Origin of the sequence: Chryseobacterium sp. PvR013 (assembly GCF_017833095.1) — a bacterium.
In the GTDB taxonomy this organism is placed as follows: domain Bacteria; phylum Bacteroidota; class Bacteroidia; order Flavobacteriales; family Weeksellaceae; genus Chryseobacterium; species Chryseobacterium culicis_A.
The window spans coordinates 5503035-5518228 of sequence record NZ_JAFIBT010000001.1; the positions used below are offsets into that span (position 1 = coordinate 5503035).

12 protein-coding genes are annotated in these 15194 nt (G+C 36.1%); 8 read left to right on the top strand and 4 right to left on the bottom strand.

The window, feature by feature from the left end; genetic code table 11:
• The first annotated feature begins 72 nt into the window (after positions 1-72).
• Positions 73-2505 carry a thiamine pyrophosphate-dependent enzyme gene (locus tag JOE44_RS24955; protein ID WP_209788991.1) on the top strand — a complete coding sequence of 811 codons (2433 nt, stop codon included), beginning with the start codon at positions 73-75 and terminating at the stop codon, positions 2503-2505.
• 86 nt (positions 2506-2591) lie between these two features.
• Positions 2592-2942 carry a hypothetical protein gene (locus JOE44_RS24960; protein WP_209788993.1) on the top strand — a complete coding sequence of 117 codons (351 nt, stop codon included), beginning with the start codon at positions 2592-2594 and terminating at the stop codon, positions 2940-2942.
• Positions 2943-2973: 31 nt separating this feature from the next.
• Here the strand turns inward: JOE44_RS24960 and JOE44_RS24965 are convergent, their stop codons facing one another.
• On the bottom strand, positions 2974-3390 hold the full coding sequence (locus tag JOE44_RS24965; RefSeq protein ID WP_209788995.1) for a carboxymuconolactone decarboxylase family protein: 417 nt from the start codon (positions 3388-3390) through the stop codon (positions 2974-2976).
• 109 nt (positions 3391-3499) lie between these two features.
• Between JOE44_RS24965 and JOE44_RS24970 the strand changes: the two genes are divergently transcribed.
• Positions 3500-3787 carry a hypothetical protein gene (locus tag JOE44_RS24970; protein ID WP_209788997.1) on the top strand — a complete coding sequence of 96 codons (288 nt, stop codon included), beginning with the start codon at positions 3500-3502 and terminating at the stop codon, positions 3785-3787.
• A gap of 39 nt (positions 3788-3826) precedes the next feature.
• Here JOE44_RS24970 and JOE44_RS24975 read toward each other — a convergent pair whose 3' ends face one another.
• Complete coding sequence (locus JOE44_RS24975; protein ID WP_079242396.1) at positions 3827-4219, bottom strand: helix-turn-helix domain-containing protein; 393 nt, start codon at positions 4217-4219, stop codon at positions 3827-3829.
• A 166-nt stretch (positions 4220-4385) separates the two neighbouring features.
• On the opposite strand from JOE44_RS24975, the gene JOE44_RS24980 reads away from it, so the two are divergent.
• Positions 4386-5447 carry an NADH:flavin oxidoreductase gene (locus JOE44_RS24980; protein ID WP_209788998.1) on the top strand — a complete coding sequence of 354 codons (1062 nt, stop codon included), beginning with the start codon at positions 4386-4388 and terminating at the stop codon, positions 5445-5447.
• A 190-nt stretch (positions 5448-5637) separates the two neighbouring features.
• Here the strand turns inward: JOE44_RS24980 and JOE44_RS24985 are convergent, their stop codons facing one another.
• Both JOE44_RS24985 and JOE44_RS24990 read right to left on the bottom strand, forming a co-directional pair.
• Positions 5638-5796, bottom strand: coding sequence for a hypothetical protein (locus JOE44_RS24985; protein ID WP_209789000.1), 159 nt, complete (start codon positions 5794-5796; stop codon positions 5638-5640).
• Between the two features lie 209 nt (positions 5797-6005).
• Positions 6006-7208, bottom strand: coding sequence for a C1 family peptidase (locus JOE44_RS24990; RefSeq protein ID WP_105680823.1), 1203 nt, complete (start codon positions 7206-7208; stop codon positions 6006-6008).
• Positions 7209-7404: 196 nt separating this feature from the next.
• Here JOE44_RS24990 and JOE44_RS24995 point away from each other — a divergent pair, with 196 nt between their 5' ends.
• The 4 genes from JOE44_RS24995 to JOE44_RS25010 all read left to right on the top strand — a co-directional run bounded on the left by JOE44_RS24995 (position 7405) and on the right by JOE44_RS25010 (position 15194).
• Positions 7405-7923, top strand: a complete 519-nt coding sequence (locus tag JOE44_RS24995) for an RNA polymerase sigma factor (RefSeq protein ID WP_105680822.1) — start codon at positions 7405-7407, stop codon at positions 7921-7923.
• Positions 7924-7935: 12 nt separating this feature from the next.
• Entirely contained in the window at positions 7936-10335 is a 2400-nt protein-coding gene (locus tag JOE44_RS25000) for a VWA domain-containing protein (protein WP_209789002.1), read from the top strand.
• A 121-nt stretch (positions 10336-10456) separates the two neighbouring features.
• Complete coding sequence (locus JOE44_RS25005) at positions 10457-12364, top strand: VWA domain-containing protein (protein WP_209789004.1); 1908 nt, start codon at positions 10457-10459, stop codon at positions 12362-12364.
• A gap of 61 nt (positions 12365-12425) precedes the next feature.
• Positions 12426-15194: a hypothetical protein gene (locus tag JOE44_RS25010; protein WP_209789006.1), complete on the top strand. Its 2769-nt coding sequence runs from the start codon at positions 12426-12428 to the stop codon at positions 15192-15194.

Genomic DNA, 15194 nt, shown 5'->3' on the forward strand with positions numbered 1-15194 from the left:
AAAAATTAAAATTAATTTAAAAAGTGTATATTAGCAAAATACTTGAAGATTAAAAAACTTTTTTACTTAGCTATGCAAACAACCTATATTGAAACACAGCAAATATCCTTTCAAGATTTTAAAAATCAAATACTTGAAGACTACAGGTTAGGAAGGATCTCTCGTGAAATGTCTTATCTCGGAAGGAGAGAAGTTCTTACGGGAAAAGCTAAATTTGGAATTTTTGGGGATGGTAAAGAACTTCCTCAGCTTGCAATGGCGAAAGTTTTCAGAAATGGAGACTTCCGTTCAGGATATTACAGGGATCAGACTTTTGCATTGGCAATAGATGCCTTAACAGTAGAAAGTTTCTTTGCACAGATGTATGCAGATACAAGCGTGGAAAGAGAACCTGCTTCAGCTGGAAGACAGATGAACGGGCATTTTGCAACAAGAAGTTTAAATGAAGATGGTAGCTGGAAAGACTTAACAGCTCAGAAAAATATTTCTTCAGATATTTCTCCTACAGCCGGACAAATGCCAAGATTATTGGGATTGGCTCAGGCTTCTACAATTTATAAAAGCGTAAAATTTGAAGGTTCTGAAAAATTCTCAAGAGAAGGTAACGAAATTGCTTTCGGAACTATTGGGGATGCCTCTACAGCAGAAGGACATTTCTGGGAAACGCTTAATGCGGCGTGTGCTCTTCAGGTTCCTATGATTGTTTCAATCTGGGATGACGGATACGGAATTTCAGTGCCTACTAAAAACCAGAGAGCAAAAGCTGATATCAGTGAAATGCTAAGCGGTTTCCAAAGAAAAGAAGGAGAAAATCAGGGATGTGAGATTATCCAAGTGAAAGCATGGGATTATCCTGCATTATTAGAGGCTTATGCTAAGGCAGAACATTTCGCAAGAACAGAAAGTGTACCGGTAGTAGTGCATGTAATTGATGTTACGCAGCCTCAGGGACACTCTACATCCGGATCTCATGAAAGATATAAAAACGAAGAGCGTCTGGCTTGGGAAGCTGAATATGACGGTCTGGCAAAATTCAAAGAGTGGATCCTGAACTATTCTATCGATATTGATGGAAAAGAAGAAGTGATTGCTACGGCTGAAGAATTAGACGCTATTGATGAGGAAGCGAAGAAGGCAGCAAAAACAGGACAGAAGGCAGCTTGGGAAAACTATCAGAAAGCAATTTCAGAGCTTATCCAGTCTATCTTACCTTTAGTAGAAAATCTTAAAGGTCAGAATGCTGAAGTGGAAACATATATTGCTAACTTCAATAAGTTGGTTTCAAAAGCGAAGAAAGATATCTTCCATTTGGTAAGAAAAGCATTACTGGCAACAAGAGGGACAGACTCTGCAGAAAGAAATCAACTGATGCAGAAGTACAATGAAGTTTCTGCTGTTGAAAAGGACAACTATTCTTCTCACTTATACTCTCAGTCTGAGTGGAAAGCAGAAAATATTCAGGAAATTAAGCCTGTATATTCTGACAGTTCTGAAGATGTAGACGGAAGAGTCGTAATCAGAAACAACTTTGATAAAATATTTGAAAAATATCCTGAAACCTTAATCTTTGGAGAAGATACCGGAAATATCGGTGACGTAAACCAGGGATTGGAAGGAATGCAGGAGAAATACGGTGCTTTACGTATCGCTGATACAGGAATCCGTGAAGCAACGATCCTTGGACAGGGGATTGGTATGGCAATGAGAGGATTGAGACCTATCGCGGAAATCCAGTACTTAGACTATGTTCTTTACTGTCTGCAGGGAATGAGTGATGATCTTGCAACTGTACATTACAGAACAAAAGGTGGTCAGAAAGCGCCATTGATCATCAGAACAAGAGGTCACAGACTGGAAGGAATCTGGCATTCAGGTTCTCCAATGGCAGGTATTCTTAACCTTTCAAAAGGTATTTTGGTTCTTGTCCCTAGAAACCTTACGAAAGCTGCTGGATTCTACAATACAATGCTTCAGACGGACGAACCTGCGATCATCGTAGAATGTCTGAACGGATACAGATTAAAAGAAAAACAGCCTGATAACTTAGGTGATTTCACTGTGCCTGTAGGGAAGATTGAAGTAACAAAAGAAGGAAAAGACGTTACGTTGGTAACTTACGGTTCTACATGGAGAATTGTAACGGAAGCAGCTAACGAATTGGAAAAACTGGGAATTTTTGCAGAAGTGATTGATATCCAGTCATTAATTCCTTTCGATTTATCTCACGAAATTGCTGAAAGTGTTAAGAAAACCAACAGATTAGTAGTGATTGACGAAGATGTGGAAGGAGGTACTACAGGATTTATCTTACAGCAGATCCTTGAAAAACAAAAAGCATTCAGATACCTGGATTCAGATCCGTTGACGATTTCTGCCAATGATCACAGACCTGCCTATGCAAGTGATGGTGACTACTTCAGCAAGCCGTCTACAGATGATATGGTAGAAAAAATCTACGCAATGTTTAATGAAACAAATCCTCAGAAATATCCTGCAATATTCTAATTGGGATTTTAGATACATTTTAAAATCGCTTCCTTTTGGGAGCGGTTTTTTTGTTTATATTTACTTGAATCCTTCAGTGATAAACCATGAAAATTAGATTCTTATATTTGATCTTAATATTAATAATTATAGGTTGTAAGAAAGCGAATAAAAAAGAAGTTTTACTGGCAGACAGAGAAGCTCCTTTAGGCTGGATTTATTTGAAAATGTATGATGATAACAGTTTCGAATTCATTTCTCATGGAATGATGCGGGACAACGATGTGTACAGCGGAAGTTATAGCTTAAAAAATGATACCCTTTATTTTAAATACAAAGATTCAATTCCTACAGCAGGTTCAAAAGCTGTGATAGAGAAAGGATTTGTATATTATCTTAATGGCGATTACCATGAAAGTGTTCAAATAAAGCTTAATAAATTATCTATTCAAAAATAAAAACAGCCATAGATTTATAGCTCCTTCTTGATTAATCTCCCTCAGCCAAAGTAATCCTCAACTTATTCAACGTATTCATCAAGGTAATGCTTGCAGTAAGCTCTACAATTTCTCTTTCCGTAAATTGCTTCGTTAGTTTTGTTTTGATATGTTGCCAGTCATCTTTACTGTCAATGAGAGCTTCAGCCCATTCTAAAACAAGCTTTTGTTGATCATTGAATGCATTGGTGTGTTTCCAGCCCGGAAGTCTGTTGATGACATCCTGTTCAAAGCCAAAATCAGATAATTCTTTAGCATGATAGCTGCAGCAATAGGCACAGCCATTGATTTGTGAGACACGAAGTTCTACCAAAGCAATCAGTTTTTCATCAATACCGGATTTTCGGATGCTGTTGTGGGTTTTGTATAGGTTTCCAATGGTTTCTTTTGCAATTTCTTTGTAATTCATAGTGAAATATTTTCTGCAAATTTGCATCAGAAATAGCTTTGAACCTATATGCTTACCTTTTCGTTATATACTTACCTTTTTGAAAGTGCTTAATTATATTAAATAAAACATGAAAGAAATAACTTCATTTTTGAAGTCGAGAAAATGGGCGCTCATTATTTCGATATTATATGTAGGAACCGGAACATTGGCAGTATGTTCAGCTTATGGCAGTGATCTATTATATGGTGAATGGACTTTATATGCTTTAATAGTAACATTTCCTGTCTCAATTTTGAGTTTCGGATGTAGATATGCCGATCCAAGTATATGGCCTGTATTATTGATTCAGTTTATTATGTTTTTAATTACATTTTTTATTTTATCCTTATTTATAAAAAGTAAGCCGGATAATTAATAAATAATGCTCAGAATTGTTTTAAAAAGCAAAAAGCCATCAAACATTGACAGCTTTTTTATTTTTTATATCTTCATTCAAAAAAGAACAATCTTTATCTTCATGCTGTCCTTTCACCTGATATTTAGCTTCCCACTCTTCCAGTAAATATAGAATAGGTAATAAAGCCAATCCTTTTTCTGTGAGAGAATATTCCACTCGTGGAGGTAGTTCTTTAAACTCTTCACGGATAACCAGTCCGTCCGTTTCCATCTCCCTCAATTGATCAGTCAAGACCTTTCTGGAAATGACATTAATGCGTACTGCCAGTTCCCCGAAACGTAACTTCCTGTCTTTAATAACAAGAACAATAATGGGCTTCCATTTGCTTCCCAAAGCGGCCATTGCCTTGCCCAGAGGGCAGCTGTATTGCATCAATTCATTCTTTTTCATAAGGAGATCTTTATTTTAAACAGCATATAAAACCAAAGTTTCATACGTTACTTTGATGTTACTAATGTAAGTTACTGCGAAGTTACCACTATTTTTTTAATAAAAGATACAAAAGTGAACTATTATTAGTTACTTTGTGTAACAATTATAAAATGTAAATTTAAATATGAGCACATCATCATTATTTAAACCGTTTCAATACAAGAATCTACAGCTTAAAAATAGAATAGTAATGGCTCCTATGACCAGAGCACAATCTGACAATGGAGTTCCTACTCAGAATATTGCAGACTATTACGGAAGGAGAGCTGCTTCAGAAGTAGGATTAATTCTTTCTGAAGGAACTGTGATTAACAGACCAGGATCAAAAAACCTGCAGAATATCCCGGATTTCTATGGAACAGAAGCTTTAAACGGCTGGAAAAATGTAATCGATACTGTACATCAGAATGGAGGTAAAATGGGTCCTCAGATCTGGCATGTAGGAGATACAAGAATGTCGGAAGACTATCCGTTAGTTCAAATGGAAAAAGCTTCAACAATGACGATTGAAGATATTCAGGATACCATTGCACAGTTTGCAGCTTCTGCAAAATCAGCAAAAGATCTTGGTTTCGATTGTATTGAAATCCATGGAGCACATGGTTATCTTATTGATCAGTTTTTCTGGGAAGTTACCAATACAAGGACTGACGAATACGGAGGTAAAACACTAAAAGAGAGAAGCAGATTTGCTGTAGAAGTTGTAAAAGCTATCAGAGCGGCAGTAGGAGAGGATTTCACCATTATTATCCGTCTTTCACAATGGAAACAGCAGGATTATAAAACCAGACTGGCATTTACTCCTAATGAAATGGAAGACTGGCTATTACCCTTAAAAGAAGCTGGTGTAGATATTTTCCACTGTTCACAGCGTCGTTTCTGGGAACCGGAATTTGAAGGTTCTGATTTAAACTTTGCAGGATGGGCTAAAAAAATTACCGGACAGCCAACCATTACAGTAGGTTCTGTAGGCTTGAACGGAGATTTTCTTAATGCATTTGCTGGTGAGGGAACAGAAAAAACAGATCTTACAGAACTGATCAGAAGACTTGATAATGAAGAATTTGATCTTGTTGCAGTAGGAAGAGCCATTTTACAGGATCACCAATGGGTACAGAAGATCAAAGAAGGAAACACTGAAGCTCTTCTGGATTTCTCAGCAGAAAGTATGGGCGTTTTATTTTAATATCAATAAGGAATGGTGAATTCACTTCCGCGGTCAATTTTTTAACAGCATAATTTATTGACTTGTGAAGCTGAATTGACAATTCTGTCTGGTATTAAATCAGCATAATTCACTTTATTTTATATTTAATTTTCACCTATTTATTAAAGAATCGGCTTTCAGGATTTCCTGAAAGCCGATTTTTATAAGTCTATGGACAGCCTATAGAATCCTGAACACATCTCCAGCGGGGAGGAATTCCGTTGCTGCCTGGAATATAGCAAGCTGTAGTTCCTTCCGGACATTCCGGAGCATTTCCTCCAATGATGCTCTTTAAATCTGACTTTAATAATTTTCTTAAATTTTTCATAGGTAATAATTTGTTGATTTATACAAATATAATATTTTTTGGAAGCCAGACAAGAGTTTATATTCCAATGTGAATTTATATAAATACCTCTCATGGAAAGAAATACTTCAGAATAAAAACAAACCCGCTCCGGAATTTCCGGGAGCGGGTTTTAACAGATTTAAATATCTAAAACTGCCCTTTAAAAATGGCAGAAATGATTTCTTTTCTTACAAACCAATGTTCTTCGTTGGTTTCAGTTGCTTTAAAATGTTTTTTGGGATGGCATTTTTGTGAACAAGAATTGCCGTTGATTTATATTCAACATAAGGTCTTGTTACATAAAGATATCCGGCAAAATCATTGGTTACACCCCATGAGTTTTTCACCATATAATATTCTTTACCCGTCTGGTCTTTTGCCAAACCTACAATGTGCATACCGTGGTCATCCGTTGTAGAAAGATTGTTAAGGGCTTTCTGACGCATGTCTTCAGTAATGGTTTTATCTTTTTTAGGCTCTGTGAACAAAGTCTGCTTATTCTCTGCTGTAATTTGATCAAGATCCATGTCCGGAACGTAAGCTACCCCGTTTTTGTAAGAGAAATAAGGTTCGGAAACGTCAGTTGCCCAACCTACAGAATATCCTTTAGTTACTGCATTGTCAATGATTGCTGTAAGATCTTTCATCGGAATATTCCAGTCAGAATCGTGGCTCCAGTTATCAGGAATGGGAACTACAAATTTCTCATAATATGCATAATCTTTGTAAGAAGATAATTCTACATAATCTTCAGGGTTGATTCCTACTACTTCCTTAGCAAATGTTTTAGGAGTATAGTTTTTCCCTTCATACGTAAAGTTAGCAGGTACTTTTCCTAAATACTCATCAAGAATTGCATCTACAGAATCCATCCAGTTATCGGTCAGTTTCCCTTTTGAAGAAGCTTGAACAAGGCTGTCAAGAACCGGCTTCAGTTTCCCTTGCATTTCCTTGAAGTTGTTGGTAGTCTGTCCCGATTTTAATCCTGTATACGCATCCTGAGGAACTGCTCCGTACTTCTTGTACATATTAATGACATCGTGAAGCTCTCCTCCGTCACCCCAGCTGATTGCGCCATTATTCAAAACATATAATTTTGCTTTATCATGGTAAGAATTTCTTGCTGTAAAAATTTCGGCAAGATCTACAGGTTTTTTGCCCATTCTCTGCATTTCAGATTCAAGGAAAGAATTTCCGGAGTAGCTCCAGCAAGTTCCTGATGAACCCTGGTTTTTTACAGAAGTTGCGCCAACGTCTTTTAACGTCGTGAACTGAAAATTAGCATTTTGAGATTGGTTGTTTTTTAACTTGTTAATCAAGTCATCTTGGGCAAACATCATACTTCCTGCAGACAAAACAAAAAGTAATGATGCAATTTTGGCATTTTTCATTACTATAAAAAGATTATTTGTATTAATAGTCGTTGATAATAGAGATTTGTTACAGATGGAAAAGTTAAATTTGAAATGAAAAAAATATCAAATGGCTGATCTGAAAATTGACTTTCTCGATATTTTAATAAAAAAGTTGACCATGTTTCCAACCCCTGGAAAAGTTTATGCATCTATAATAATATAACTCCTGACTATGGAACAAGAATTATTATTGGAATGCCAGCGTAGCGACCGCAATGCCCAGCGGAAGGTTTACGAAAAAATGGCGGGCAGGCTTTACGCAGTCTGCAGACGCTATTTGAAAAACGATGAAGATATAGAAGAAGTATTGGCTGATACGTTCTATAAAATTTTCACGAAAATTACTCAGCTTCAGAACCCCGAAACCTTTGAAGCCTGGGCTAGAAAAATAACAGTAAACGAATGCCTGCAGAAATTAAGAACCAATAAAGGACTCTTTATTTCCCTGGAAGAAAACTTCATTGATCATTCCGAGGGAACCACAGAAAATCTTTCTCTGGAAAAAGATATTCTCAGTTTACTGAATTTTCTCCCGGAAGGCTGCAGAGCCATCTTTAATCTTTTCGCTATTGAAGGATATCCCCATAAGGAAATTGCAACCATGCTTTCCATCAGCGAGGGTACATCAAAATCCCAGCTCAATTTTGCACGAAAAAAGCTGCAGGAACTTTTAGTGAATCAAAACATTTAAACTTTTACAACAATGGAAAATAATCATATAGATCAACAATTCAATGAAGCCTCTAAGCTTTCTGAAGAACCAACCGTTTTTCCTGGTTTTGAAAAAGTATGGGTTAAGATTGAAGAAAAATTAGATAAAAAAGAAGAAAAAAAGAGAATGATTCCTCTTTGGCTGCCGTATGGTATTGCTGCAAGCCTGGTGATTGGTTTAGGTGCCCTTTATTTTATGAATAAAAAAGAAACTGCAGAGCCTTTAAAACCTGTCATTGCAGAAAATACAACTTCAAGAGGTCCGATTACCCAAACGGATATTGCGAAAATAGATCGGAAAATAAAAGATAAAATCAGAAAAGAAGAGTTGTCTTTACCGAGTCCTATTGCTCACCAGCCTACACTTGTTGAACCCGTAGATCCCTATATATTAAGAGCTACTCATGGTATATCACAAGTAGAAGCTCCCGGTAAAATATTGATACCTTCACCATCGATATACAGTGATACTTTAAAAACAAAAGAAATTGAAGAAGTGGTGGTAATGGGATATTCAAAAAAAGTTAAAAGAAGTTCTGTGACAGCATCCAGTACAGTTACAAGCACCTCTGTCAGCAACTTACCCCAGGCTACGGTTTATCAATCGTTGCAGGGAAAAGTAGCAGGGATACAAATCAGTACATCTGGAGGAAATCTGGGGAGTAATATCACTCAGGGATATATTAATGACAATCAGCTGCGGATTAGAGGAACATCTTCTGTAACAGCAGGAAATAAAGCACTGGTTATTGTAAACGGAATACTGACAAATGAGGAGATTTTCAGAAAATTAGATCCTAACAAAATTGAAAGCGTTATTCTTTTAAAAGAAAACACAGCTGCAGCACTTTATGGAAGCAGATCAGCAAATGGAGTTATTGTAGTGACTACCAAAGATCTTTCAAGAAGAGAAAGAAAAAAACTGAAAAAGCTGCAGGATGAAATTAATAGTCAACAGCAGATTACGCCGGTTACACAAAATAATGAAAGCTATGATGCTTTTATTGAAAATCCTTTTGAACTAACTCGCAGCCAGCCATTATCTACTTTCTCTATTGATGTTGATAATGCTTCTTATTCCAATGTAAGAAGAATGATTAATAATGGACAGGCAGTTGATAAAAATGCTGTAAGAATCGAAGAAATGGTTAATTACTTTAAATATGATTATCCTCAGCCTAAAAACGGAGAACCTTTCTCGATCAATACAGAATACAGCGACTCCCCATGGAATCCACTGCATAAATTGCTTAAAATAGGACTTCAGGGAAAAAATATCCCGATGGATCATCTGCCTGTATCCAATCTTGTTTTCCTTATCGATGTTTCAGGGTCAATGGATGAAGAAAACAAATTGCCATTGTTGAAGTCTTCCTTTAAAGTTTTGCTGAACCAGCTTAGACCTAAAGATAAAGTGGGAATTGTAGTATATGCAGGAAGCGCAGGGATGGTGCTGCCACCTACGTCAGCTGGAGAAAAAGATAAGATTATTGAAGCTTTGGATCACCTTCAGGCGGGAGGAAGTACTGCAGGAGGAGAAGGAATTGAGCTGGCCTATAAATTAGCACAGGAAAATTTTGTGAAAGAAGGTAACAACCGTGTTATTATTGCTACAGACGGAGATTTCAATGTTGGAATGTCTTCCACTTCAGATCTTCAAACGCTGATTGAAGATAAAAGAAAATCAGGAGTCTTTTTAACATGTTTAGGTTTTGGAATGGGAAATTATAAAGATAACACCTTGGAAACCCTTGCAGATAAAGGCAATGGAAATTATGCCTATATTGATAATATGCAGGAAGCCAATAAATTTTTAGGGAAAGAATTTGCAGGAAGTATGTATGCCATAGCCAAAGATGTAAAGATTCAGATTGAATTCAATCCTAAATTGGTAAAATCTTACCGTTTAATAGGATATGAAAACAGAAAACTGAGAAATGAAGACTTTATCAACGATAAAATTGATGCAGGAGAATTAGGAAGCGGGCATACAGTAACTGCTTTGTATGAGGTGATTCCAGCAGATGTAAAATCACACTTTATTCCCATGAACAATGATCTGAAATATACCCAGAACACCTCTTCGAAAGAATTTGGAGATGAACTGGCTACGATAAAATTCAGATATAAAAAACCTGATGGAGATACCAGCCGTGAAATAAGTCAGGTTGTTAAAAATGCTGACAACAGATTATCTTCAGCAAGCCCTGATTTTAAATTTGCTTCTTCAGTAGCATGGTTCGGACTGGTACTAAGGAATTCTGAACTGATTACGAAAAAAGACCTTTCTGATATTGAAAACCTGGCCAAACAAGGCAAAAATAAAGATGAAGAAGGCTATCGAGCGGAATTTATAAGGTTGATAGAAAGTTATAAAACAGTTCAAAAGTGATTTTTAAGAAAAGAGATTTCTTTGGAAATTTCTTTTCTTACTGTAGAGAAATAAGCATGATAAAATATTTATTAACAGGTTTGAATTTATTTTAATAATTTCCTGCCGAAATTTGAACAAAATGAAAAAAACTCTAATAACCATGCTAGGGCTTGTATTATTGACAGGCTGTAAAACTCAAAAAAATACTGAAACAACCAACGAGCCAAAGGCTTACAGTGTCAGGAAAGATAAAGATCAGGATGGGATTCCTAATAAGTTAGATAAATGTCCTGATATTGCTGGTCCGGTAGAAAATGAAGGATGTCCGTGGGTAGAATCAGATGGAGATGGGGTAATTGATAAAGATGATGCATGTCCTACAGTGGCGGGACCTCCTGAAAATAATGGCTGTCCATGGCCGGACACAGATGGAGATGGGATTTTAGATAAAGACGATGCCTGTCCTACAGTTCCGGGATTACCGGAATATAATGGCTGCCCAAAACCAAAGTCAGTTACTGCAATGGAAGTAGAAAGTTCCATAAGATTCCATGAACCAGGAAGAGTTTATGACCATCAGGTGGGTGACAAAAAAAATGTTAAAAAGACTACAACAAAAGCTGATCAGGATATTGATTATGACAATGAAGAATATGCAGCGTTAGTTGAAAATGCATTTGAATTAACCCGTAACCAACCTGTTTCTACATTCTCTATAGATGTAGACAATGCATCCTATTCCAATGTAAGAAGAATGATTAATTATGGAAATAAAGTTGATAAAAATTCAGTAAGGGTAGAGGAAATGATTAATTATTTTAAGTATGATTATCCTCAACCCGCCAATGGCGATCCTTTTTCAATTAATACAGAATACAGTGAATCTCCATGGAACCCAAAACATAAACTGCTCAAAATAGGACTTCAGGGAAAAAATATCCCGATGGATCATCTGCCTGCATCCAATATTGTTTTTCTTATTGATGTTTCAGGTTCTATGGATGCGGAAAACAAATTGCCATTGCTGAAGTCTTCTCTTAAAGTTTTACTGAACCAGCTCAGACCTAAGGATAAGGTTGGGATTGTAGTCTATGCGGGAAGTGCAGGAGTGGTTTTGTCCCCAACGTCAGCAGGTGAAAAAGGAAAAATTATTAAAGCGTTGGATAATCTTCAGGCAGGAGGAAGTACGGCAGGAGGAGCAGGAATTGAGCTTGCCTATAAACTGGCAAAGGAAAATTTTATCAAAGGAGGAAATAACAGAGTCGTTCTGGCGACAGATGGTGATTTTAATGTAGGCGCTTCTTCTACCACCGATATTGAAACGTTGATCACAGAAAAAAGGAAAACCGGAATCTTCCTTACCTGCCTTGGCTATGGAATGGGAAATTATAAAGATAATACCATGGAAACCCTTGCAGACAAAGGAAATGGAAACTACGCTTATATTGATAATATGCAGGAAGCCAATAAATTCTTGGGAAGAGAATTTGCAGGAAATATTTATACCATTGCCAAAGATGTAAAAGTGCAGATTGAATTTAATCCTAAATATGTAAAATCATACAGACTGATCGGGTATGAAAACAGAAAACTGAGAAATGAAGACTTTGTCAATGATAAGATTGATGCTGGAGAACTAGGAAGCGGACATACGGTAACTGCTTTATATGAAGTTATCCCGGCCAACGTAGATTCTAAATTTATTCCCAAAGAAACAAAACTGAAATATTCTGAAATTTCTAAGAAGAAAAATTTTGGAGATGAAATGGCAACGGTAAAGTTTAGGTACAAAAAACCTGATGGAGACAAAAGCATTGAGATAACTAACGTGATTAAAAAAGAAAATAAATCTTCAGTAAGCCCGGATTTTAAATTTGCTTCTTCAGTGGCATGGTTCGGACTGGTACTAAGGAATTCTGAACTGATTACAAAGAAAGACCTTTCAGATATCGAAAACCTCGCCAAACAGGGCAAAAGTAAAGATGAAGAAGGCTATCGATCGGAATTTATAAGGTTGATAGAAAGTTATAAAACAGTTCAAAAATAATTTGTAAAAGAAATTTCCCCGGAAATTTCTTTTTTTATACTTTTAAACATACTAATTACCGATGAAAAAGAATTATTTGCTGTTATTACCGTTTACCATTAGCTTATTACAGGCACAAAACTCACAATTGTATTATTCCGGGAAATTTTTAACACCTAAAGATAAAGTACAGAACTTTTTAAAGATTCATAATAAAAACAGCGGCATTTATGAACTGACTGATGAGGAAGGATTTGCAATCATTGCTGCTAAACCTTATGATACTTTAGTGTGGAATCAGGGTAAAAACATTCACGTTATTTCTACCTATGAACTCAGAGAATTAAGAGCTATTCTGGAGAGTCAGACAGAAAAGAAAAATGTAGAAAATATTTACAGCAAAGCATATGATACTTTGGTTTCAAAGGAAATTAGAGATGACTTTAGTATTGAAAAAACAAAGACCCGACTAAGTAAAAAATCACATTCTTATTTTAATCTGATAAGAAAATTAAAGCAAAAGAATGACAGTGTTTATACTGTTAAAAGACTTGATAGTAGGATGTTAATGTTTAACGGGAGCTTTACGACCTCTTTTGATATTAAAAACAGAAATGCGGTTCCGGCAACGCAGAGCAGATATGTTCAGGGAAGATCAGAAAACGGAAACCTTGTCTGGAAGGGACCTGAAACCCATGAGATGTTCAGTTTCGGACCCGATATTTCTACATTGGGATTTAATGGATTGCCTTATGAATATGATCAGAACGGAAAATTAATCCCCTGGGTTGATGGTCTTCAGCATGCACGGAAATATAAAAACGACATTTTTAAAACTACAGTAGGATACAACAATCAGTTGAACGTAAATGCTTTTATACAAGAAGGGAACAACGAAAAAATCCGGCTTTCCCTGAATCTGGGGCAGCAGAAAAATCAGATGTATTTTATCGATCAGTTTGATATCGCGAATAGCTTTAAAGCAAAACTGAATACAGAATTAGGAGGATATAACATCAATCTTGCTTTTAATTATGAAGAAGATAAAGCAACCAATACCAATAGAATTGGGCTGTTCAATAAGGCTTATCAGAATTCACTGCTAACACCGGTTTCCTTTTCCAATGAACAGAATACTTTTCTGAACAATGGCTCTCAGAGAAGCTACAGCCAATATGCAGACAACCCTTCATTTCTTTTTGAGCAGGACAGCAAATACCGTTATCAGAACCGTGAAAGATGGTTTAGTCTTAATGTAATAAAAAACTGGGATCATTTTAAAGTGAATATCAGCCAGTCCTACGAAAAAAATACCATCTGGAATCTCGATCAGTATAAACCTTCTGCGTATGGTTTTAGCAATGGAGTATTGAATGAAAGAACTCAGAACAGCAGTGCATACCATTCCAATATATTAGGTTCCTATACATTGGGAGACTATGATTTTAAAAATATTTTCAGCCTGAATTTTATTTTAAATGATAGAAAATCTGATATTTATAACAGTTTTATCAACCAGCGATCTCTCTATCAGAGAACTTCACAGGACCATATTTTTAATTATAATATGGAGATTCGCAATTATGATTTTGAAGCAGGTGTTAATCTTGGGAATGCATTTTATATTTCCAATACTTCCCTTAAAAATAATTATTGGCTGCCAAAAGCGAATGTCTATTTAAAATTTAATGAGATTTTCGATTGGTATAATTATAATTTTAAGTTACTGGGAAGTTATACTCAGTTGAGCTCAGAACCGGAAATAACAAGATCTTACGCATCTTATGCCACAACTTTGCTGAATGCAGAAAACTATAATCAATACTTTCCGGTACAGGAAGTGGAAAGTTTCAAAGGATTATCCAACATCAATTCCAGAGAATGGAAAGTAGGAGCCATGCTGAATATCGGTTATCATATAAATTTGGATGGAGAATATTTCAACAGAAAAAATACAGATGATCTGTTTCCTGTTTTTGAAAATAATCAGTTGAAGCTAAAGAATATTGCAGACCATACGTACAGCGGATATGAATTCAATTTTGCTTACAACCGATTGCGCCTTGGCTATCATATTTATACCAACCATAAAGTTTCATTTTTCAAATATAAAGACATTGTATACCGCATCGCTCCCGGATATCAGAATCTGGCTGTTTCAGGATTTAAAGACATTTATAAAACATTGTCAGAAGGCCAGGCTTTGGGTGCTGTGATGGGAAGTTATTTTGAGAGAAATGCAGCAGGACAACTGATTATTGATGAGTTTGGGTTCCCTAAAAAAGCCAATGGAATGAAAATTATTGCAGATCCTACGCCAGATTTTGTAATGAAGTTCAATCATAGTTTTACCTATAAAAATCTATCCTTAGATATCAATTGGGAGTGGAAAAAAGGCGGTCACCTCTGGAACGGAACACAGGCTGTTCTTGATTATTATGGACGTTCTTCCGATTCCGGAGATCAAAGAAATAGTAAAAATTATGTTTTCCAGGGTGTAGATGCTAATGGAAGTATCAACCAGATTCCTGTTGATTTCTATGATCCCAGCCGGAATGTTCAGGAAAACAGATGGTCGAGATATGGCTATCTGGGAGTAGCGGAAAACTATATTCAAAAGGCAGATTACATAAGAATCAACAATATTTCACTGTCTTCCAATTTTCCGATTAACTATGGAAATCAGAATCTTAAGCTGACTTTTTACGTGAATAATCTAATGCTTTGGCAAGCCAATAAAGGTGCAGATCCTAATCAGAATTTTTATGATATGGATAATGGGAGAGGATTGGATTTTTTCAACCTTCCGTCATTTAAAACATTTGGATGCATTGTTTCACTCAAATTTTAA

What these genes read in the sequence shown, in the direction of transcription:
- JOE44_RS24955 (WP_209788991.1), top strand. Translation starts at nt 73, where the DNA reads ATGCAAACAACCTATATTGAAACACAGCAAATATCCTTTCAAGATTTT.
- JOE44_RS24960 (WP_209788993.1), top strand. Translation starts at nt 2,592, where the DNA reads ATGAAAATTAGATTCTTATATTTGATCTTAATATTAATAATTATAGGT.
- JOE44_RS24965 (WP_209788995.1), bottom strand. Translation starts at nt 3,390, where the DNA reads ATGAATTACAAAGAAATTGCAAAAGAAACCATTGGAAACCTATACAAA.
- JOE44_RS24970 (WP_209788997.1), top strand. Translation starts at nt 3,500, where the DNA reads ATGAAAGAAATAACTTCATTTTTGAAGTCGAGAAAATGGGCGCTCATT.
- JOE44_RS24975 (WP_079242396.1), bottom strand. Translation starts at nt 4,219, where the DNA reads ATGAAAAAGAATGAATTGATGCAATACAGCTGCCCTCTGGGCAAGGCA.
- JOE44_RS24980 (WP_209788998.1), top strand. Translation starts at nt 4,386, where the DNA reads ATGAGCACATCATCATTATTTAAACCGTTTCAATACAAGAATCTACAG.
- JOE44_RS24985 (WP_209789000.1), bottom strand. Translation starts at nt 5,796, where the DNA reads ATGAAAAATTTAAGAAAATTATTAAAGTCAGATTTAAAGAGCATCATT.
- JOE44_RS24990 (WP_105680823.1), bottom strand. Translation starts at nt 7,208, where the DNA reads ATGAAAAATGCCAAAATTGCATCATTACTTTTTGTTTTGTCTGCAGGA.
- JOE44_RS24995 (WP_105680822.1), top strand. Translation starts at nt 7,405, where the DNA reads ATGGAACAAGAATTATTATTGGAATGCCAGCGTAGCGACCGCAATGCC.
- JOE44_RS25000 (WP_209789002.1), top strand. Translation starts at nt 7,936, where the DNA reads ATGGAAAATAATCATATAGATCAACAATTCAATGAAGCCTCTAAGCTT.
- JOE44_RS25005 (WP_209789004.1), top strand. Translation starts at nt 10,457, where the DNA reads ATGAAAAAAACTCTAATAACCATGCTAGGGCTTGTATTATTGACAGGC.
- JOE44_RS25010 (WP_209789006.1), top strand. Translation starts at nt 12,426, where the DNA reads ATGAAAAAGAATTATTTGCTGTTATTACCGTTTACCATTAGCTTATTA.